The organism is Paenibacillus sp. JT31N11 (genome assembly GCF_056269285.1).
The window spans coordinates 266,615-287,359 of sequence record NZ_JBWDNQ010000004.1 but is presented as its reverse complement, the minus strand read 5'-3'; the positions used below and the strand labels follow the sequence as shown (position 1 = coordinate 287,359).

The following is a 20,745-nucleotide window of genomic DNA, read 5'->3' as shown; positions in this document are numbered from 1 at the left end:
GGGCATTTAGGCAAAAAAAATCAAGTCGCATCTGTATCTTTTGATATATTTATGCAACAAAAAAGCTCCCGCAGGAGCTTAAAACATGTTACGATGCAATTAGGACCTGTATGTCCAGTTCGCCAATTCCTTCCATAATAAGAGGGATTGTGAGAGCTTTCTGGGCCTTGAATCCAGCCGCCTGCGCCGAATGCAAGACTTTAGGAGGGGTAATATCCACCCGGACACCCTGGTTATACAGCATGGTGCTCGCATTGCCGCTTATCATGTTGCCCAGCTCAGATATTGCGCTTTTGCCCATCTCGTCAATTTCCGATATTACATAGCCGCCCATCATCGCCGAGATCATTTTCATGGCAACCTCTTCACTTAAGCCGAATACAATATCGCCTGTCATTTGACCATTAAGGCCGATTTGAATCCAGATGTAATTCTCAACGAACTTAACGTCCTTAATCCCCAGTTGCCCGGCTGCAGGACGGATCTGGGCAACTTGTTCGATGACAATAATTGCGGATTCCAAGAAGGGATTAATATATTCAGCCTTCATCGTGAAGTAGCGCCCCTTTTCGACTAGATTCATTTGTCTTACTTTATCTAGTATTATACTAAATTAATTAGGACAAGTATACTACTCCCATACCCATTTTCATAAATTATGTAATATTTTGTCGAACGATAGTCCCAGGGAGGAATATTATGCCGAATGTATGGACACATTTCATATTTGGGCAGAAAGTATTGGAATCAATCGGTGAAGAAGCGCTGATCGCCTCTCCTTCCCGGAAACGGATGTTCAATATGGGCTGCCAAGGACCGGATTTCTTATTTTACCATCATTTTCTCCCTTGGCAGCAGGAGAAACTCATGAATCTGCTCGGCAACGAAATGCATAACCGCCACTGCGGACCGGTTATCATGGATCTGCTTGATGCGGTTAGCACCGAATCGGCAGAGGATGCCGGGTATGATGATGCTCTGGTCTATGCACTGGGATTCGTGCTGCATCATATTCTCGACTGCAATATGCATCCCTATGTATTCAGCCGTTCCGGCTTCCGCAAGTGGGACCATCAGCGATTTGAGATCATGATGGACACGCTCATTGTCCGCAAGCTCCTCGGCATTGAAACATGGAATACCCCCGTTTGGCGGGAAATCGACAATGAAGGCCAACTGCCCGATGTCATCGTAGATGCCTTCGAACAAGTAGCCGCCGTCCATTATCCGGAGCTTGCACCGCATATCAGACGTCATAACTGGACTTCTGCGATGCGGGACATGATTCGTGCGCAGCGTCTCTTCTATGATCCCACCGGAATCCGCACCATTCTTACCTTCCGCAAGATTGAACCGCTTGTCTATAAACGAAATCTGCCTCCCCTTGATATCCTGAACGAGTCCCATCGTCCCTGGCTGGATCCTACCGACGGCTATCGGACGAAGACAGACAGCATATGGGATATGTGGGATCATGCCATGGAGGAGGCCAAGCAGATTACAGCCACTGTTATCCAATGGCTGCGGGAGGTTCAGCGGATGACGAAGCAGCCTCAACATGACGACGGATTGTTCCAGTCCTGTCCGCTGCGCGAAGAAACTGCCGCTCTCATCGGAAGCCGCTCCTACGAAACGGGACTTCCGTGCGACAGCGGCGCCTCTATCCTGCACGCAGATCCAATCTGGCCGGATTCACAGGCAGGCAAGACATGATCCCGTATAGTCTGCTCCATATTATCTGCTCTGTCAGTCTTCCGGAAACTTTTTATATTGCCTCTTCCTTAATACGGCGGTAGCGCAGCCTTATCAAGCGTAAACGGTCATAGAGAAGATCCACCGGCTTGCCTTTAACCGTATCTTCCCCATAAACCTTGAATAAAACCGGCTTCAAATAACGGTCGCCCTCACTGAGCAGAGCCTCCCATACCAGCTGCTGCTCGGATTGCGGCACATGCTCCAGCTCGCGCTCAATCAACGGTTCAATATCATAGCCTTCCGTTTCTAGCTTTTCGATCCGCTCCATTAAATCACGGCGGGGCAGCTCAAGCTCAGCCTGCATCTGATCCAATGTTTTTCCTTTCGCAATTCCTCTCAGCAGAAGATGCTTCTCATTTTGCCTGTCCATTTGCATCTTGAATTTATTCTCCTTTTGCTTATACAGCCATTGGGTATACACCTTCTGATCCAATGAATCCGCAACCCATTCCAATGGAAAAACGGCCGTTTGCTCAAAAGTTCTCGTGATCCCAATAACCTCTTCGCCAAACGCGGCCAGCTTGCTTTCTCCCCAACCGGGAATTTGGGCCAGCTCGTCCAGCTGATGAGGGACGAATGCGCTGATCATCCAGAGCATCCGGTTGGTGGCGATCAAATAAGCCGATTTCTTATCGGCAATTGCCCTGGACCGGCGCCACTCGCGGAGCAGATCAAACAATTCGCTGTTGGCATTGATTTCCCCGTAACACTGCAGCATCGCAATCAGACTGCTCTTGCCTGGAGCAGCCTGACGATCATCAAGCAAGCCGTCAATGAGTGGTATGAAGCCTTTTCCCATCTGGACAGCAACCCCATGACGAAAAGCCGTCATCATTTCCTCCCAGGAACCTCCCTCGAACCAGACAGCCGGACCATCCGGCTCCTTTGCTTCGTCATCTGCCCACATAACCGACCATATCCCCTCCTGCTCACAAATTGACAGCTGGGCTTGCGAGCTCAGGCCGCTCTCTTCCAATTTCTCAAAAGTGTTTAAAAAAACGATTTGCATACGGCAGACCTCCATCAGATTGATCATCAATCGCGAACGCTGTACTGGCACAAAAAAAAGCACCTCTCCTGCCTGTTAGGGCTGAAGAGGTGCTTCCTCACGTTGCAACGATTTGATTGTTCAAAGCATAGCATATGTGCGAGTCTTCTTGCAATAGGCAGTTCTCTCAAGCTTGCGCCGCGGACACTCAGCCGGCATGGATATCAGTCTCCATTCCATATTGCCCCGCTGACTCATCGGATGCTATGATATAGCGAGCACACAAAGGACACCAGTTGAACGGCAATGGTCCTAAAGTGAAGGAGGTTTTTCTAAATGCTGCTGCCTGATTATGATTTTATGTCTGATATGACAGAAGATACATCCACGCGTTTTGTTACTTTCATAACACCGAATTATAAACGTTTTGATCTTGCCATTATGTCGACAAGCCGTTTCTACGGCAAGAAACTGGTGACGGACCTGCAGAGCGGACGCACTGCAATTATGGGCCAGGATGACCTGGAACAGGAAGGTTATCTGGAGCACGTATTCAAGCTTACCGAAGAAGAAGCCGGCGACCTCAGCCAATTTCTAGAGCTTGTTGTTGGAAGTGTGAATTTTACCGACTGATCCGGACACACTAATGGGGTATTAAACAAGTGTTACATCGGGAGGGAATCACCATGAGCAGTGGATTCGAGAAGGAAAATCGTCAGCCGAGCGCGGATTTGTCCACGGTTGAATCCCAGCGCAATGACCTCACAGCAGAAGAATTCCCCGAGGGGCCTTACGGCTCTGACCTGATCGCCCGGTCACTGGGCAAAAGCACGCCGTGGCGCATCGATCAGCGGCCCTCAAACCGTTTCAGTTACGAGAATCGCGAGCTGCACGCCGGTATGGATCGAGAGTATCCCGGAGACGACGATGCCGCTCCTGCCGTGCCGGATGTTCAGGACGAGCCCTGAACCATATAGAAGAGCCGGGACCCTCTTTAAGGGTACCGGCTTTTTTTTGGAAACACATGACATATAAAATTTCAAGCCAGCTAACCTACCATTTAAGATGCTCTCCGAACAAAAGAGCATTACTGAGCTCGCGCCCCGGCGCAGTCACTGTCCTGCCTTTGTACCACAGACCCGATGAGGCGCCGCCGTCGAGATTCATGGCCTGCTGGGCGCCCAGTTGAATCATGATCTGCGCCCACTGCTTCATGGTCGCGCCCGATACGGTAGCGACTATGACCGATCCGTCTTTGCGGATGGCAATGCCGCTCCTTGCCCCGCCGCCGCTGATGATTTTCGGATCCCGGAAACCTTCGTCTGCGGCATTCAGAGATACTTTCCCGTCCTTCACAAGTCTCGGTCCAGCACCTACAGCCGTCTGCACCTGGCTCCAGTCCAGCTTCTTGCCGTCCATCTCCTGATACTCGACTCTGTAAGTTACCTTATCGCCCACTTTAAATTTGGCAGCCTGCCCTTTCTCTGCGCCCATAAATACAAGAATATATCCATCTTTGGGTATCGCGGCATTTTCCCCGTATGCAATCAGGTTTACTTTGCCATTCTGTACAATAACAGCCACTGCAGCAGCAAATCCTAGCCTGGCTCCGCGTGCGGGCGTGAATAACGTAGCTGCCGATCCGGAAGTCGGTTTGCGGTTGATAAAATAAGCATACCAGCCGCTCATGCGCCCGCTGCCCTCAACCTCTCCGAAAATCTTGATCCGCAGCGAATCCATCACCGCGCTTCCATCCCATTTGAACCCGATCGTCGTCCCAAGATTGCCAATATGCTCCGGCAGTCCATCACGGATCAAGTTGCCGTAAGGATCGGGAACGCCGCTGTATGCATCAAAGAAAGTCCCGTTAATCGCGATATCGGCATTGTAGGTTTTGGCAATTGACGCAAGCGGCTGGACAGAGCCTACGCTTCGGCTTGCAATACCCGCTGTCACCGGCATACCTTTCGGAATCGTGACCGTGCTTATGGAGAATGATTTTCCTCCTGCCGATACTTTGCGCGATCCCAGCTTAGGCTGGAATGCAAGCTTAAGCGGCTGCGCGGTGGAGACATGAACCGGCAGCTTAAGCTGACCGCTATAGCCTGTGGAGACCACATTAATTGTCAGTGTCGTCCTGCCCGTTCCAACCGCTGTAATTACTCCTGCCGTATTCACCTTGGCTACCGCCGGATTGCCTGTTTGATAAGTTAATGCAACCTCTCTGGAAACAGTAAGCCTAGTGCCAAGGAACAGACGGGTGCCTGCCGCTAGTTCAACCGCAGCCTTCGGATAAGCGAGCGTCACTCTGCCCTGCGGCTGTTCAGGCACAGCAGCCTGCGCCATAACCGACGCTGTCCGGTTTATTCCTGATTGATTGTAACCATTGGCGGATATGGCTGCGGCCGTTTCCGTCAATGGTCCTCCCAGAGCTGCCGCTACCATCATGACGCCAAGACCGGCGGTCCTCCAATTGTGCCTGTACATTCTTTTATACTGCTTTCTGCCTTTGTGCACCTTGCCCCAATCCCTTCCTCATCCTAATAGGTATCACCTTATACAATTGTCGGACAAGGAACTTCGAATATGAATATCTGCTTAGATATTCCTTGCAGAAAAAAAAAGATTCCTTACGTGAAGGAATCTCTATCGTCCGCTGCTATATGAATAATGTTTAGCTTATGAGTGCCATCAGGCTTTTGAATTCAAGCTCTTCGAATTTGCCAACGACCCGCTGCCGCTGCCGGTCAATTTCCCAGCCGCATAAATCAAATTCCAGCTCTACCGGTACGTCAAGGCGGATACGGGCCAATTCCCTTGAGAGATGAAGCATCTCCAGATCGGCTTCGATCTTGGCGCGAACCGTCTTGGAAAGGCTGTCCAGGTTCTCCAGTATGCCATCGACGGAACCATATTCCTGAATGAGCTTATGGGCTGTTTTCTCCCCAATTCCGCGCACCCCGGGATAATTATCACTTGTATCCCCCATCAGCCCTTTAACACAAATCACCTGCTCCGATGTAAGCTGCCGTTCTTCCAGCAGGAACTCCGGCGTGTATACCGCATAGTTGCCTTGGCCTTTTTTCATTATGACAACCGAGATCCGCTCATCCACCAGCTGCAGCAAATCATGATCTCCTGAAAGTACATAGACATGCGCATCGCCGCTGTGGCGTTTGGCCAGCGTCCCGATGCAGTCATCCGCTTCATAGCCGGCAATGCCGACATTGGGAACGCCAAAGCTTGCAACAACATCCTTCACCAGATCGAACTGGGGAATCAGATCTTCCGGCGCAGAGGGCCGGTTGGCCTTGTAGCCGTCATATTGAGAGGTACGGAAGGTTTGACTGCCCATATCCCAACAGCATACGACATGCGTTGGCTTGAAGCGCTGCACGGCGTCCATAAAATACTTCACAAACCCGTAAATGGCGTTAACCGGAACGCCGCTGCTCGTTCGCCTTACTGTTCCTCCATAGGAGTTGGCAAAAAAAGCGCGGAACAGCAAAGCCATTCCATCGACAAGCAGCAGCTTGTTTTCACTATTCTCCTTGATTTCCTGGCTCTCCAGGTCCTCAAACATTGCCATTTGATCGTAAACACTCATATTCATCCACCCGCTCCCTTCGTCCGCCCCGTTTACTCTCCCCGAATAAAATGACCTATTCGGCGCGCCGCTTCAACAAGACGCTGCCTGCTCTCCACAAGCGCAATGCGAATAAATCCTTCCCCTTGCGCGCCAAACGCGTCGCCGGGAATAACAGCCACGCCGCAGCGGCTTAGCATTTCCCGGGAAATGCTCCGGGAGTCCCACGGATCAGCCAGATTCCAGCACATCGTAGGCAGCTGGGCCCAGACGAACATTGTCGCTTTAGGCTTCGCTACCTCCCAGCCTTCTTCGCGCAAAGCATCCAGAAACGCATCCCGCCGCTCTTCATAGACAGCGCCTACCGACGGGATTGCTCCCTCCATATCCTGCTGCAAAGCGGCAATTCCAGCCTCCTGCACCGGCAGAAACACGCCATAGTCGATATTCGCCTTAAGCGCTCCCAGAGCGCCCACTGCTTCTCTGTTTCCTGCCAGAAAACCGATCCGGCAGCCTGCCATGTTGAAGCTTTTGGATAAGGAATGAAATTCGACCGCAACCTCGCGGGCACCCTCCACCTGCAGTATGCTGGGCGGCTTGTAGCCGTCGAAGGCCATTTCGGAATAGGCCAGATCATGAACGATCAGAATCTGATGCCGCTTGGCGAACGCGACCGCCGCGGCAAAAAAGGACGAATCGGCTACAGCCGATACCGGATTGCCGGGATAGTTCAGCAGCATGAATTTGGTTTTGGCCAGCACCTCAGCCGGTATTGAAGCCAGATCCGGAAGATAGCCGTTCTCTGCAAGCAGCGGCATATGGTATGGTGTTACTCCAGCCAGGGCGAGCCCTGCAGCGTAAACGGGGTAGCCCGGGTCCGGCACCAACGCGATGTCGCCGGGATTGCACAGAGCGAGCGCCAGATGGCCAAGACCGTCCTGCGAGCCCATAAGAGAGAGCATCTCGGTTTCGGGATCAACCGAAATGCCGAAGCGGAATGCCAGCCAATCTGCCGCCTGCTCCAGAAAAGCTGCGCTTCCTCTCGATCCCGGATATTGATAGGCCCCGTCTCTGAGCACAGCCTCGCTTAATACCTGCCGAACCCGCTGCGAAGGAGGCAGGTCCGGACTGCCAATACTTAAATCGATTACATCAAGCCCCTGCTCGCGCGCCTTGCTCTTCCATTGTCCCACCTCTGCGAATATGGAAGAACCCAGCATGGACAGCCGCTCGGCCTGCCATTTCTTCGTCACCAGCCAGTTCCCTCCAACGTTGTCAACTACCCCAGACACGATCATAGTCGTCGTCCTTGAAACCTACCGTTACCTTTAAGCCGTCTGTTACGACTGGCCTTTTGATTAATCTGCCATTGGAAGCCAGCAGCTCTATTTTTTCCTGATCTGATAAAGTGGGGAGCTTATCTTTTAGATTCAATTCTTTATAAGCCTCTCCCGAGGTATTAAAAAATTTCTTCACCTCAAGTCCGCTCAGCCCGATCAGCTCTGTTAATACTTCAGCGGATGGCGCCTGTTCGAACAGATTATGCGAGTCCAGCTCATAGCCTTTGTCTTCGAGCGATTTAACGGCATTGCGGCAGGTACCGCATTTGGGATAACCATAGAATGTCAATTTCTTCATGGAAGCTTCCTTTCGTTACAGCCAAAATAAAGCCAAAATCTTCACTATACCCGCTGACCGGCAAGAAGCAGCTTCTCCAGCTGCTGCAAATCCTGCGGAAGAGCTGCTTCAAATTCCATATATTTATGCGTCATGGGATGGGTAAAGCCGAGCGTTGCGGCATGAAGCGCCTGACGCTCCACAGCTGCTTCCAGCTCGGCTGAACCGCCGCTGCTTCTACCGGCCGATGCATAACCATAGAGCTTGTCGCCGATAAGAGGACAGCCGATATGCTTCATATGTACCCGAATTTGATGCGTACGTCCAGTCTCAAGCTTCAGCTTGATCTTCGCTGCGCCGCCGCTCCGATAAACAGCTTCGGTCTCGTAATGGGTGATCGAAGCATACCCGCCTGGAATAACCACGCGCAGATGCGGTTCTTCGGGATTGCGGTCAATCGGGGCATCCACCGTTCCGGATGCCGGATCCGGAGAGTTATAGACAAACGCGCGGTAGCGCTTGTCGATCTCGCCAGCCTGCATCTGCTCCGACAACTGCTGATGGATATAGGGATTTTTGGCGATTGCGACAAGCCCTGAGGTCTCCTCATCCAGCCGATGGATCGGTCTGAAACGGACCGTTTCTCCCCTCTCCAGCCAGTGATGGACAACCCCGTTGGCGAGCGTACCCGTATAATGTCCGTGCGTGGGATGAACGATGATTCCAGGAAGCTTGTTCACAATCAGCAGCTCGCGGTCTTCGTATACAATATCGAGGGGCATCGGCTCAGGCAATATATCATCGGATTGCTCCTGTTCCATACGCACGGCCAGACAATCGCCCTGCTTGACCCGTTCATTTGTAAACACGCGTTTCCCGTTCAGGGTCAGTCCCTGCTCCGTCAGCTTCAGCCGCGACATCAGCTTGCGGGAGACGCCCAGCCGCTTCTCAAGCACCGTCCGTACCATTCTGCCCTCATCTTCGGCGGATATCTCAAGCACCAGCGGGTCATAATAGAAGCCGCTCATTTCTTTTTGCGGAATACTTCGGCGCTGCGCACATACTCCGTATCGGGAACACCCAGTCTGGCATTGGCAAAACGGGCAGCTGCGAAGAAATAATCAGAGAGCCGGTTGATATATTTCTGTGCCTCGGGATTGACGGGAAGCTCCGCCGACAATGTAACGACGCGGCGCTCCGCTCTGCGGCATACAGTCCGGCATACATGCAGCAGGGCCGACACTTCACTTCCTCCCGGCAGAATAAAGCGGGTCACTTCCGGAGCCGCCTCCACATGAGCGTCTATCCACCCCTCAAGTCTAACCGCCGGCTCCGCATCCATTTTCATCTGACGGCTCTTAGGATCAGCAAAAGCAAGATCAGAACCGCAATCGAATAATTCCTGCTGGATCTGGGCCAGCTGCACCACCAGCTCATCCAGCCCGCCTGCTGCCGCTGCTACAGCCGCCGCCTGGCCAACGAATGAGTTCAGCTCATCAATCGTACCGTAAGCTTCAACACGTTCATCATCCTTGCGGACACGTCCGCCCTTTACCGACGTTTGCCCATCGTCTCCCGTTCGGGTATATAATCTCATGGCTTGACGAGCTCCTTCATGACTTCAATGGATAAATCCTGATCCGGCGCATTTGCCGGAATAATCATCAGCATATTGGGTTCGTTATAGCCCGCATCCTTGAATATCGTCTTTTCGACGGGAATCGCGAACAAGCCCTTGACGAGCTTCGGATTCTTCGAATCGCCGAGGTCGCTCTCAAGCACACCTTCCGGATAGGCGGAAGCGTCGAACCACTTGTCCAGCTGAATCGCCGGGCCCTGAGTAATCATGCTCATCAAGGTATCCTTGGGGAGGATCAGAATTCCGTTTCCTCCGGCAGCAATCTCCACAATCAGCTTCTGGTCGTTGTACATTGGAGAAGCGTTTACTTCAATCGTCTTCTCTTCGCCAAATTTGGCTTTGAGCTGCTCCTCGACCTTGGCAGCCACACCATCCGGCAAATATTCCTTGGGCATAATAAATACAGTCAGATCGGCATTGGATCCGCAGCCCGAAAGAGTCATACACAATACCAGTAACGCAAAACCTGCAAATAAAGCTCGAAACCTTGTCGGCAAACGCAGCAACATAATCCCTCCACATCGAATATCTACGTCAAATATAGCATAAATAAGACTATAAAAAAAATAAAAGAAGCCCTCGTAGGGGCTTCCCGGGTAAGAGAATCCGCATTATGATGATTTCGACTTTTTTCTCATGACATGCATATACTCATTAATCTTCAAATCCAGCTTCCGGCTGAGATCAATCACGATATCGGAATTAAATGTCGTTTCTTCCGTATAGGATTGCTCCATCTTCGTTCGGAGCGCATAAATCTCAGCTTCTAGTGATTGTATCGAGGAAGACAACTGTCTAGCTGACACGGTGCCCGGCTCATTATTGAACGATAGGCCATAATCCGCAAAAGCCATTGCCATCCCTCCTTGTCGTCGATCTAATGCTGTTGTTTCGTGGAATTTATCCCACAATACTTTAAGGATATAGCAACGGAAGATGTTATTGGTTCATTTATTCTTCTTCGTTGTTCCTAGGTTTCTTGCAGTTTTACTAAATTATAACAAACAATTACAATTATGAATATCATTTTTTGCGGCCAAAACGGACTTATCCTGCCGTATATTTGCGGACAAAATTGCCTATCCGCTCAATCGCCTCAGTCAGTTGGCTGACAGATGTAGCATAGGAGCAGCGCAGATGGCCTTCTCCACCAAGACCGAACACATCTCCGGGCACGGCGGCAACACTTTGCTCAAGCAGTAGGGCGGTGGCGAACTCTTCGGAGCTGAGTCCGGTCGCCTGGATAGAAGGAAAGGCGTAGAACGCTCCTTGGGGTTCATGGCATTCCAGGCCGATTTCGCGGAACCCGTGAACCACGAGACGGCGGCGCTGGTTATAAGCCTCCACCATGCGGTCTTTTTCCTCCAGTCCGTTTTTGAGAGCTTCCAGAGCTGCGACCTGAGCCATTACAGGTGCGCACATGACGGTATACTGATGAATTTTCAACATAGCCGCTATAAGATCGCGGTGCCCGCAGGCATATCCAATCCGCCAGCCGGTCATGGCGAACGCCTTGGAGAAGCCGCTGACCAGAATAGTCCGGTCCTTCATGCCCGGAAGCGAGGCAAAGCTGACATGCTTGGTGCCGTACGTAAGCTCCGCGTAAATTTCATCCGAAATGACGATCAGGTCATTTTCCTCGACCACTTTTGCAATCGGCAGCCAGTCTTCACGGGTCATGATACCGCCCGTCGGATTGCTGGGATAGCATAAAATAAGTACTTTGGACCGTGGTGTGATGACAGCCTGCAGCGACTCGGCCGTCAGTTTGAACTGATCCTTGGCATAGGTTTCAATTCCGACCGGTACGCCTCCGCTCAGGGAGGTGATCGGCGAATAGGAAATATAACAAGGCTCAGGAACAAGAATCTCATCCCCTGGGGCAATAAGCGCACGCAGTGCCAGATCGATCGCTTCGCTTCCGCCTACCGTCACCAGTATTTCATTGCCGGGTTCATAGGAAACATCGAATTGACGGTTCAGATAATGACCGATTTCCTCGCGCAGCTCCGGCGTACCGGCATTGGAGGTATACTGGGTTTTGCCCATTTCCAGCGAGTACACACAGGCCTCACGGACATGCCATGGCGTAACAAAATCAGGCTCGCCCACGCCAAGCGTAATAATGTCCTTGCGGCCGCTTGCCAAATCAAAAAATCGGCGGATTCCCGATGGCTTCATAACCCGTGCCTGCGGCGAGAGATAATCAGCCATGGAAGTCCGGCTTGTCAGGGTGCTCTGCTGAAGTTCTTCGTCTTTTATCATGATCGGTCACCCTTTACGGTGAGATAAGAAGACGGTGATCGTCTTCATGCTCTTCGAATATAATGCCATCCTGTTTATACTTCTTCAAAATAAAAAATGTTTTGGTGGACAGAACCGCGTCAATGGGTGACAGCTTGTTGGAAACGAAGGATGCGACGTCTTTCAGCGTCTTGCCTTGAACCTCTACCAGCAGGTCATAAGCGCCTGACATCAAATAGACCGATTTCACTTCGGGATATAGATAAATCCGCTCCGCGATGCCCTCGAAGCCCCGGCCGCGTTCCGGTGTAATCTGCACCTCAATCAAAGCCGTTACCTTCTCGTCCTCCACTTTGCTCCAGTTGACGACAGTGGCGTATTTGACGATGATATGGTCTTCTTCCATTTCTGCGATCTCCTGCTTTACTTCCGCCACCGGTTCATCCAGCATGGTCGCGATCAGATCCGCACTGCGGCGCGCATCTTCTTTTAGCAGCTCTAATATTTTCATCTTGCGCTCATTCATCGTCATACCCTCCCAAAGCAATATTAATCAACCGCAGGCAGTACCGCCCTCCAAACGACTACAATGGTGGACAGTCCTGCCTTCGCGTCATTAGTTATAATGAATATATTACAACGAATCCAAGCTTCCTGCAAAGCGCAAAGATGTAAGGCTTGCAAACAGGAAAGAGCCCCATCAGGGGGCTCTTCCGAAAAAAACGGCCCAAAGGGCTGTTTAAGCTACATATAATACTGGCCGTTTTGCTGCGGCATTTGCTGCTGCTGCTGATAAGTCTGATGCTGCCCGGAAGGCTGCTGCATTTGTTGGCTTGACTGACTTTGCTGAAGCTTTTGCAGATGCTGTTCCGTCTTGACCAGGGTTTGCTGATTTTGCTGGAGCTGCTTGGTCAGATCCTGACGGAGCGCAGGCGATGAGACGCTGTACATATTGGCCTGCTTCATCGCGTTGAACAATTCTCCCTGCATATGAAGCGTATTATTCAGCAAATGGGTGAACATCCCGCGGATTTCCGGACAGCTTGATTCTGTTGCCGCTGTCGCGTACTCCCGAACCACACGTTTCAGATCGGCCAGGACGGTATAAGCCATATCCTCTTCCGGCATGAGCATTTGAACTTGTCCATTTTGCATATTTTGCTGCTGATACATATCGGATTCCTCCCGTTCCTCTAATTTTGCGGCTGGGTTGGTGCCAGCTGCTGATGCTGCTGAAGTGAATTCATTAATGTCTGCGTGTTCTGGTGGTGCATCGATATCATTTGCGAACATACCTGTTTAATTCCCTGGGTCTGCGCTGCAACGGCTACAGCAGCGCATTGCTTCATCAGTAGATCCTCATTGGATATGGAATCGACGATATATTCCATTTCCTTGGATGAGATAGGCTGCATCATGTGAAAACTCCCTCCTTTTTTCCAATTCATTGAACCTTCCGTATTATGTCCTCCGCCTGAAATTTATATGTATCCGAATTCCTCCTTTTCAGGAAGAATTCAATCTTTCCGGATTAAGGAAGATGGATTGTTTTTACATGGTCAAAATGCAGATAAATGGATTTGCCATCCGCGTTCGACAGTTCGATCATGCTCTGATCAATACTTTTGAGGACTCCGATTTTATTTGGGTTCTCGCCGAGATCCAGGATGACGAATTCACCAAGCAGTTTATTCATTTGCTGATCAAACGTACGGGCAAGCGTAATGGGAGAAGGCTTGAGCGGAAACTGCTCCGGCGTCAAGGTATACGGCGTGACATTGGGGTTATATGGTATCAAATATTTCAGATGCTTCAGGGAAACCATGACCGAATGATAGACCGGCGAGTAAAAAACAAAGAAATCGTTCATCACACTCGTTAAATAGCCATGGATCGACTGATGGCCGGTAATATACAGTTCGGAAAACATGCCTTTTGCGTTCATCAATACTTTTCGATATGAAATCAGATCATTTTGCTGCTCAAAATGCGGCTCCGGCACTTCGATATCCTGATACTCATTAACGATTAACCGCATCTGCTGCAGATGAACAAATGGTATATACAAAAATTGTCTCCCATTGTGCACGACTAGTATGTCTTGGCCCAAATCGATCAGTTTTCCTTTTATAGGTAGAGAAGCGCCGGAAACGTCAAGCTCAACATACTGGTCTAATAAAGGATGACGACTTTTCAATGAGAACAACCTCCTTTCATCCTGAGATTTGCATCCAGATATTATTGAGGCGCATTTGATATAAATCGGTTAATGATAGATTTTAATAGCAGCTGGCAAAGCTGCTGCCAGCGCCGGCTTGATATGCCGGCACCGGCATGAATTCAGCCCTGATTCCCATCCTTGTGAAAGGCTCACAGTCACAATTGGCGCGATTGATGCTGCTCGTGCAGTAATTATCCTTTTCTTCCTGATTTTTTGCTGCTGCTGTTTCTGCTTCCTTGATTGCTGCGGGATTTGCCCTTCCCGCTTCCTCCCGTACTGTTTCTTTTGCTTCCGGATTTATTGCCTTGGCTGCCCCCAGTTCTGCTTCCCTGAGTTCCTCCGGATTTTCCGCTGCCGCTTCCGCTTCCGCTTCCTTGAGTTCCTCCGGATTTGCTGCTGCCGCTTCCGCTTCCTTGAGTTCCACCGGATTTGCTGCCGCTTCCGCTTCCTTGAGTTTCTCCGGATTTGCTGCCGCTGCCGCTTCCCGATTTGTTGCCCTTGCTTCCGCTGCTGGCATATTTGCCGGAAGATTTAACGGTTTTGATATGGTAGAGCGGGATACGCATCAAATCTTGTCCGTTGACAACAAGGAGCATCGACTGATTTCCCACTTCGGCTATGAAGCCTTCCACTTTCTCAGGACCGCCCCAGTTTACTTGAGCAAAGGATTTAACCATTTTGTGTAAAACGCCAACAAAATCCGATGCGACAATATAGTTGGGCGTCCAGCTTCCTTGGCTTTTGCTGCCTTCAAGCTCGGTAATGCTTTTTACGTGACTTGAATTGATATAAACCGTACCTTCTTTAGCATACAAGGCAACATAATCGCTTTGTACCCCAACCAATCTGCCGACAAGAGACTCAGGACCGCCGCGGTTAATTTTTATTTGCTTGCCGATCAGGCTGTTCAGATAGTTGTCATAGTGGCTGCCGCCGCCCATTGAAGGGGACGCATCGGATGCATTACTTGTATAGCTTTTATGTCCTTTGCTGCCAGGACTGGCATTGCTGCTTAAGCTAACTGTTTTTTTGTTATGGCTTGCTTTTTGAATATGTTCCATTGAAGAATCCCTCCATGAATGAATAGATTATAAGCGGTTTGATACTTTCTAACTATTAGAAGAGAAGCTGGTGGAAGCTGATCGATGACAAGTTCTTTCTTCTAATAGCTGCAATAATGACGATCATCAGATCCGAGGCCGCATAGTCGAAAGATTGCGGATAATGGACACCAGAGCACTTTTCTTTCCTTCGCGACTAATTCCAGGGTTCAACCTTCAAAAACTTCAGCTGCTGACAATCCGGTACAACCGACTCGTTTCGTCTTTCATCCCTCCAATACTTGCCTCCATGAAATCCATCATGTTGAGCAATTTGTAATATATCTATATGTATCTCGCAATGATCCGGTACTAGATTCATATCTATTTTTATTCAAGTTGGATTGCAACCCAGCACAATAAAGTAGATTCATATCTATTTTATTCAAGTTGGATTGTAACCTAGCGCGACAGATAGATTATTTTCATAGCCTGTATAAATATGATATAAGGAGGAAATTATTCATGAGCGGTACAAATGGCAAAGGTTATAAAAGCAGCAAAAAAACATCAAAGAAGTCATGGAAAGGAGCGAAATGCAGTCCAAAGAAGCAAGATGCGCAGAGTACGGAAGAAGATACCAATGGTATGCCGTGCGCAGACGGCGAGGATTCTGTAACAAAAGGTAACAAGCACAGATCCGGCGATGTTCAAGGCACGCAAGGCGAGAACCGTTCCAGTGGACTTGGCGGCACACAGGGCTCCAAAGGCGATCAAGGCTCCAGAGGTGCTCAGGGCTCCAGAGGCGCTCAGGGCTCCAGAGGCGCTCAGGGCTCCAGAGGTGCTCAAGGCTCCAGAGGTGCTCAAGGCTCCAGAGGTGCTCAAGGCTCCAGAGGTGCTCAGGGCTCCAGAGGCGCTCAAGGCTCCAGAGGCGCTCAAGGCTCCAGAGGCGCTCAAGGCTCCAGAGGTGCTCAGGGCTCCAGAGGCGCTCAAGGCTCCAGAGGTGCTCAGGGCTCCAAAGGCGCTCAGGGTACACAAGGTTCTCGCGGCAGCAAGAGCCGGGGCGGAGGAAAACGCTCTTAAGGAATAACCTTCAACCACTCAGCTTTGCCAAACATGGCATACCAGCAGTGACCATTAGGCTGATGCCTGCATAATGTAAAGAATCATAAAAAAAGCCTATCGTCTTTACTGATAGGCTTTATCTTTTGGTTAAGGAGATGGTCCAATGTCCGGGGAAGGACTGCCGACCCGCAAAATAACGATCAATGAGGACGATTTGTCAAGGCTCCAGGCTGATGTATGGAGCAATGAATTCGCTCCCGTTAAACTTGAAATGGACGGAGAATCCTATGAGGCGCAGCTTCGCTTCCGCGGGGGCCATACTCGCAATTATCCCAAAAAATCTTACGAGCTGCGGTATGGTAATAATAAGACCATGCATTGGAATGCTGAATTCGACGACCCGTCGATGATGCGCAATGCCCTTTCCTTTTATTTTTTCAACTCCATCCAGGTACCGGCACCCTCAACCCGTCATTTCTGGCTGGAATGGAATGATCAGCCCCACGGCGTTTATCTGGATATCGAAGCCGTGGACCAGACCTTCTTCAGAAAACGGAAAATCGGCTCCAGGGCGCTCATCTACGCGGTTAATGACAATGCCAACTTCAGTCTCATCGACCCGGATACGAATCAGCATAAATCTACACTTTTTTCCGGTTACCGCGTGATGAAGGGGACGAAGGAGACACCTGTCCGCCTGACCCGCTTCGTTAGACGGATTAACCGCCCCGCCGGCGACGCTCTCCGCTCCTATCTCGTCAAGCGGCTCGACATCGGACTTTACTTGAAGTGGCTTGCCGGCGCCGTGCTAACCGGAAATTATGACGGATTTGATCAGAACTATGCCCTTTATGAGCATACAACAAGCGGCAAATACCGGATTATCCCCTGGGATTATGAGGGCACTTGGGGAAGAAACTGCTATGGCAAATTATGCGGCAGCGATCTGGTTCGGGTAAAAGGGTACAACATCCTGACGCGCAAAATATTATCCTACCGTTCCTGCCGGCAGGCTTATCGCCGTATTCTGAACCAGCTGTTGGCTGATAAATTTACCATACAGCGGCTGGAGCCCGTCCTGATGAAGCTGCACGGGGAGCTGACGCCAGCGATCAGAGACGATTTCACGAGAAAGTGGCCCTTCCACACTTTTCAGGAAGAGCCGGAGGTATTCAAGAACTACATCAATGAAAGACGGCTTATTGTCAGGGAAGCCTTGAGCAGCTGGAAAAATTAAACCGCCATGCGTCCTCATCTTCTTCTTTCAATATAGCTCCATACTTAAATAACGCTCGCCGCTGTCCGGGGCCATGCAGAGCACACGCCCGCCTTTTCCAATCCGGGAGGCAACCTGCATGGCTGCCCAGACAGCCGCCCCGGAGGACGGGCCCAGAAGCAGTCCTTCCAGTCTGGCCAGATCGCGCATGGTGCGGATGGCATCATCATCGGACACGCGGATAATTTCATCATATACGGAGGTGTTGAGTATAGCCGGGACGAAGCCGGGACTGGTGCCCACAAGCTTATGCGGCCCAGGCTGGCCGCCGGACAGGACTGGCGATCCCAATGGCTCGACGACAGCTATATGCAGACCGGGAATGGCCGCCTTCAAGGCTTCGCCTGTACCGGTTATTGTGCCTCCTGTTCCTGAAGTGGCGATAAAAGCGTCAAGTCGGCCTTCCGTTTGTTCGATAATTTCCGGCGCCGTTGTTACCCGGTGAATATCGGGGTTCGCAGGGTTCTCGAATTGATTGGGAATATAGCTGCCTGGCCGTTCAGCCTGCAGCTCCATTGCTTTGCGGATCGCGCCGGGCATCCGCTCCGCCGCCGGCGTCAGAACTACTTTTGCACCATAGGCCTTAAGCAGCGAGATTCTCTCCTGCGACATATTGTCGGGCATAACCAGAATCAGCTTGTAGCCTTTGGCTGCGGCATTCATCGCCAGACCTATTCCGGTATTCCCGCTTGTTGGTTCAATAATCGTATCCCCCGGCTGAATCTTGCCTCTTCGCTCGGCATCCAGAATCAAGGAAGACGCCGCGCGGTCCTTCACGCTGCCGCTGGGGTTGAATCTCTCCAGCTTTACAATCACCTCCGCGTCTTCCGGCTGCGTCAATCGCTGCAGACAAACCGCGGGTGTATCTCCGATAAGCTCCGTTATGCTGTTTACAATACGCCCCATTATATCCTCCCTGATTTCACTTTCTTTGCTCTATGGCCTCTTCGAACCGATCGCATAAGCCCATAATCTCTTCAAGCCTTGCCAGATGTATGATCCAGCTCTTGCGGATACCGTCAAGTCCGTACATCAGACCGGCCAATCCACCTGTAACAGCTCCGGTCGTATCTGTATCCTCGCCCAGATTGATTGCTTTCAATACCGCTTCCTCATAGCTTCCGGAATTCATCAGACACCACAGACTGGCTTCCAGCGTATGAACCACATAACCGGAGGACTGAATCTCATTCCTGCCCAGCCGCTTCAAATCCCCCTGCATAACGCGATCGAAGGCCGAAAGCTCCGGACTGAGGGCATAATGCCGGGCAACAGCTTCCTTAGCCTGATCCAGACTGTCCTCTAAATGCTTCCCTTCTATCAGGGAAATAGCAGTTTCCACATAGATTACACAAGCAATAATCGAAATCGGATGTCTATGGGTAAGAGAAGATATCCGCGTTACGGCATGTATGCGCTCTTCAAAGGAATGACCCTCCAGGTAATAGGCAAGCGGAAGAATCCTCATTAAAGAACCGTTGCCATTGCTGAATTCATCTGATCCGCCTGCAAGCTGCGGAGGCAGCGCCGCATCTTCCAGTCTGATGATTGCCTCCCGGGTGGCAATGCCGATATCAAATACTTCGTCATGCGGCGTCCATTTGGCTCTCCAGCACCATTCGCCGAACTTGCCTGCCAGATCAACCAAATCAATTTCTCCGCATTCCGCCAAGCTGTCCATCAGGCAGAAGGTAAGAGAGCTGTCATCCGACCAGGTTCCGGCAGGCTGATTATGCGAGCCGAAGCCTGTCATATCCATCAGCGGCGACTGCTCCAATGCTTGTCTCGACCGAAATTCGACAGGAACGCCCAAAGCGTCTCCAACGCATAAACCGATGATGCCGTCCTTCACTTTAGCCATGATCCCAATCCTCTTCCGTCATTTCATTAGCTTCCAATCCTGCTGCTCGCCGGATCAGCGTACGCTTGTTGTTCCACCCTCAATTATAATGGATCTAACGCCCTGCAGCTAATGAATATATATCGTTTCGTCAATACAGAGTAAAGCAAGGACGCATGAAAAAGGGACCGCCGCGGCAGCCCCTTATTTTTTGCTTCATTATATACAGGTTATACGGGTCGTCATGCCTATCCTCTCAATTTGCCGGATAGATAGGAAGCAGAGTTATCCGCACCGGATCACCCGTTCATTACAGCTGCATCGATAGCGGGCACTTTTGTCTTCTTGCGATAGACGACACGGGACAGCCAGACGCTGATTTCATAAAGAACAACCAGAGGGATAAAGACCATCAAATGTGAAATGAGTTCAGGCGGTGAGATCAGACTGGCCAAAATGACAAGTCCCAGGTAGGCATAACGGCGCATGCTGTTCAATACCTTGGGCGTAAGCACACCGATTTTTGTCAAAAACATAATAACAACCGGCAGTTCAAAAGCCAGGGACATGGGTATTACGATGCTGAGCATGAAACCGAAGTATTGGGCGATGCCGTACGTCTGGGTAAGATCCAGCTGGTCGGATATCCGGGAAGTGAAACTGAAGCTCATCGGAAATACGACAAAATACGCGAATCCAATTCCAATCAGGAAACATAGGACCGAGTAGGGAATGTAGCGCAGCGTAGCCTCCTGTTCCTCCTTCTTTAGCCCGACTTTCATAAAGCTCCAGAGCTGGTACAGGATATAGGGGAGAGTGACGGCTGCCGAAATCACAAAGGCAACCTGCATATAGATACGCAGCGCGTCCCAAGGCGAGAAAACATTCCATGTAATTCCGGAAGCCGGCGGAATGCCTTTCAGATAGAGAAGTACTTTTGGCGAAAGGATCAAGCCCCCGATCATGGTCAGAAATAGAACGACAATTACCCCGATAATCCGTTTTCGAAGCTCTGCAAGATGTTCAATTAAGGTCATCTTCTTTTCTTCAATCATCACGGTTTCCCCTTTCGTATTTGAATTATGCCTGGCCTCTTCCGTGCAGACGTTTGTTCAGCATGCCTTTCAGCTCAAACGTCCGAAAACCGTCCTTTATATTCCGGTTGATCTCACGGATATTATCCACGTCCTCGAATGAATATTTTCGAACTCCTCCTTTGGTCCTAACGGGAAAAACCAGCTTTCTTTCCTCGTAGTAACGAATCTGCCTTTCAGATAATCCTGTAAGCTCACACACCATCCCTATATACATCACTTTCTCTTCCATAACGCTTAGCCTCCTTTGGTGTTTGAATGCTTCAACATCAATTCAGTAAGTAAAATAACCTTGAATGTTAAGAAACATGACGTTAATCAAGGGGGTTGGGACGGATTATAGCAAGCGCTTTAAATCTTTGCAAGCCTATTATAAATAT

The 20,745-nt window shown here is 50.4% G+C and carries 25 protein-coding genes; 5 read left to right on the top strand and 20 right to left on the bottom strand.

Translation table 11 applies throughout. The features are described from left to right. Positions 1-88 precede the first annotated feature (88 nt). Positions 89-550 (bottom strand): chemotaxis protein CheX, encoded by a 462-nt coding sequence (locus AC0YNV_RS17165; protein ID WP_210037186.1) that lies wholly within the window; start codon positions 548-550, stop codon positions 89-91. A 149-nt stretch (positions 551-699) separates the two neighbouring features. Here AC0YNV_RS17165 and AC0YNV_RS17160 point away from each other — a divergent pair, with 149 nt between their 5' ends. Continuing rightward, entirely contained in the window at positions 700-1,713 is a 1,014-nt protein-coding gene (locus AC0YNV_RS17160) for a zinc dependent phospholipase C family protein (protein WP_475769133.1), read from the top strand. A gap of 52 nt (positions 1,714-1,765) precedes the next feature. On the opposite strand, the gene AC0YNV_RS17155 is transcribed toward AC0YNV_RS17160, so the two are convergent. Then, positions 1,766-2,764: an HRDC domain-containing protein gene (locus AC0YNV_RS17155; RefSeq protein WP_475769132.1), complete on the bottom strand. Its 999-nt coding sequence runs from the start codon at positions 2,762-2,764 to the stop codon at positions 1,766-1,768. A gap of 315 nt (positions 2,765-3,079) precedes the next feature. On the opposite strand from AC0YNV_RS17155, the gene AC0YNV_RS17150 reads away from it, so the two are divergent. Both AC0YNV_RS17150 and AC0YNV_RS17145 read left to right on the top strand, forming a co-directional pair. After that, positions 3,080-3,376, top strand: a complete 297-nt coding sequence (locus AC0YNV_RS17150; protein ID WP_210037183.1) for a DUF3055 domain-containing protein — start codon at positions 3,080-3,082, stop codon at positions 3,374-3,376. Positions 3,377-3,429: 53 nt separating this feature from the next. Then, positions 3,430-3,711, top strand: coding sequence for a hypothetical protein (locus AC0YNV_RS17145; protein ID WP_475769362.1), 282 nt, complete (start codon positions 3,430-3,432; stop codon positions 3,709-3,711). A gap of 85 nt (positions 3,712-3,796) precedes the next feature. Here the strand turns inward: AC0YNV_RS17145 and AC0YNV_RS17140 are convergent, their stop codons facing one another. From AC0YNV_RS17140 to AC0YNV_RS17075, 14 genes are all read right to left on the bottom strand, one after another. After that, entirely contained in the window at positions 3,797-5,230 is a 1,434-nt protein-coding gene (locus AC0YNV_RS17140; protein WP_475769131.1) for a phosphodiester glycosidase family protein, read from the bottom strand. Between the two features lie 187 nt (positions 5,231-5,417). After that, positions 5,418-6,326 carry a 5'-3' exonuclease gene (locus tag AC0YNV_RS17135; protein ID WP_210037621.1) on the bottom strand — a complete coding sequence of 303 codons (909 nt, stop codon included), beginning with the start codon at positions 6,324-6,326 and terminating at the stop codon, positions 5,418-5,420. A gap of 56 nt (positions 6,327-6,382) precedes the next feature. Then, positions 6,383-7,627 (bottom strand): aminotransferase class I/II-fold pyridoxal phosphate-dependent enzyme, encoded by a 1,245-nt coding sequence (locus AC0YNV_RS17130; RefSeq protein WP_475769130.1) that lies wholly within the window; start codon positions 7,625-7,627, stop codon positions 6,383-6,385. Continuing rightward, positions 7,605-7,967, bottom strand: coding sequence for an arsenate reductase family protein (locus tag AC0YNV_RS17125; RefSeq protein WP_475769129.1), 363 nt, complete (start codon positions 7,965-7,967; stop codon positions 7,605-7,607). Before AC0YNV_RS17125 ends, AC0YNV_RS17130 begins: the two co-directional genes overlap by 23 nt. A 44-nt stretch (positions 7,968-8,011) precedes the next feature. Next, complete coding sequence (locus AC0YNV_RS17120; RefSeq protein WP_475769128.1) at positions 8,012-8,974, bottom strand: RluA family pseudouridine synthase; 963 nt, start codon at positions 8,972-8,974, stop codon at positions 8,012-8,014. Continuing rightward, positions 8,971-9,543 carry a cob(I)yrinic acid a,c-diamide adenosyltransferase gene (locus AC0YNV_RS17115; protein WP_475769127.1) on the bottom strand — a complete coding sequence of 191 codons (573 nt, stop codon included), beginning with the start codon at positions 9,541-9,543 and terminating at the stop codon, positions 8,971-8,973. The genes AC0YNV_RS17120 and AC0YNV_RS17115 overlap by 4 nt, the downstream gene beginning before the upstream one ends. Then, on the bottom strand, positions 9,540-10,094 hold the full coding sequence (locus tag AC0YNV_RS17110; RefSeq protein WP_210037175.1) for a hypothetical protein: 555 nt from the start codon (positions 10,092-10,094) through the stop codon (positions 9,540-9,542). The genes AC0YNV_RS17115 and AC0YNV_RS17110 overlap by 4 nt, the downstream gene beginning before the upstream one ends. A 102-nt stretch (positions 10,095-10,196) precedes the next feature. Further along, positions 10,197-10,439 carry a Spo0E family sporulation regulatory protein-aspartic acid phosphatase gene (locus AC0YNV_RS17105; RefSeq protein WP_475769126.1) on the bottom strand — a complete coding sequence of 81 codons (243 nt, stop codon included), beginning with the start codon at positions 10,437-10,439 and terminating at the stop codon, positions 10,197-10,199. Between the two features lie 193 nt (positions 10,440-10,632). Next, positions 10,633-11,850, bottom strand: coding sequence for an aminotransferase class I/II-fold pyridoxal phosphate-dependent enzyme (locus tag AC0YNV_RS17100; protein WP_475769125.1), 1,218 nt, complete (start codon positions 11,848-11,850; stop codon positions 10,633-10,635). A 13-nt stretch (positions 11,851-11,863) separates the two neighbouring features. Beyond that, positions 11,864-12,355, bottom strand: a complete 492-nt coding sequence (locus AC0YNV_RS17095; RefSeq protein ID WP_210037170.1) for an Lrp/AsnC family transcriptional regulator — start codon at positions 12,353-12,355, stop codon at positions 11,864-11,866. A gap of 218 nt (positions 12,356-12,573) precedes the next feature. Further along, positions 12,574-13,002: a spore coat protein gene (locus AC0YNV_RS17090; protein WP_475769124.1), complete on the bottom strand. Its 429-nt coding sequence runs from the start codon at positions 13,000-13,002 to the stop codon at positions 12,574-12,576. Between the two features lie 20 nt (positions 13,003-13,022). Beyond that, entirely contained in the window at positions 13,023-13,247 is a 225-nt protein-coding gene (locus AC0YNV_RS17085; RefSeq protein ID WP_210037168.1) for a hypothetical protein, read from the bottom strand. A gap of 113 nt (positions 13,248-13,360) precedes the next feature. Further along, positions 13,361-14,026 carry a DUF2642 domain-containing protein gene (locus AC0YNV_RS17080; RefSeq protein ID WP_475769123.1) on the bottom strand — a complete coding sequence of 222 codons (666 nt, stop codon included), beginning with the start codon at positions 14,024-14,026 and terminating at the stop codon, positions 13,361-13,363. A 215-nt stretch (positions 14,027-14,241) separates the two neighbouring features. Further along, on the bottom strand, positions 14,242-15,111 hold the full coding sequence (locus tag AC0YNV_RS17075; RefSeq protein WP_475769122.1) for a hypothetical protein: 870 nt from the start codon (positions 15,109-15,111) through the stop codon (positions 14,242-14,244). A 504-nt stretch (positions 15,112-15,615) separates the two neighbouring features. On the opposite strand from AC0YNV_RS17075, the gene AC0YNV_RS17070 reads away from it, so the two are divergent. Beyond that, entirely contained in the window at positions 15,616-16,173 is a 558-nt protein-coding gene (locus AC0YNV_RS17070) for a hypothetical protein (protein WP_475769121.1), read from the top strand. Positions 16,174-16,318: 145 nt separating this feature from the next. After that, positions 16,319-17,392 carry a CotH kinase family protein gene (locus AC0YNV_RS17065; RefSeq protein WP_475769120.1) on the top strand — a complete coding sequence of 358 codons (1,074 nt, stop codon included), beginning with the start codon at positions 16,319-16,321 and terminating at the stop codon, positions 17,390-17,392. 27 nt (positions 17,393-17,419) lie between these two features. Here the strand turns inward: AC0YNV_RS17065 and cysK are convergent, their stop codons facing one another. The 4 genes from cysK to AC0YNV_RS17045 all read right to left on the bottom strand — a co-directional run bounded on the left by cysK (position 17,420) and on the right by AC0YNV_RS17045 (position 20,597). Continuing rightward, on the bottom strand, positions 17,420-18,337 hold the full coding sequence (cysK, locus tag AC0YNV_RS17060; RefSeq protein ID WP_475769119.1) for a cysteine synthase A: 918 nt from the start codon (positions 18,335-18,337) through the stop codon (positions 17,420-17,422). Between the two features lie 16 nt (positions 18,338-18,353). Continuing rightward, complete coding sequence (locus AC0YNV_RS17055) at positions 18,354-19,292, bottom strand: ADP-ribosylglycohydrolase family protein (RefSeq protein ID WP_475769118.1); 939 nt, start codon at positions 19,290-19,292, stop codon at positions 18,354-18,356. Between the two features lie 278 nt (positions 19,293-19,570). Then, entirely contained in the window at positions 19,571-20,326 is a 756-nt protein-coding gene (gene tatC, locus AC0YNV_RS17050) for a twin-arginine translocase subunit TatC (protein WP_475769117.1), read from the bottom strand. Between the two features lie 25 nt (positions 20,327-20,351). Then, positions 20,352-20,597: a MerR family transcriptional regulator gene (locus tag AC0YNV_RS17045; RefSeq protein WP_210045587.1), complete on the bottom strand. Its 246-nt coding sequence runs from the start codon at positions 20,595-20,597 to the stop codon at positions 20,352-20,354. Positions 20,598-20,745 lie beyond the last annotated feature (148 nt).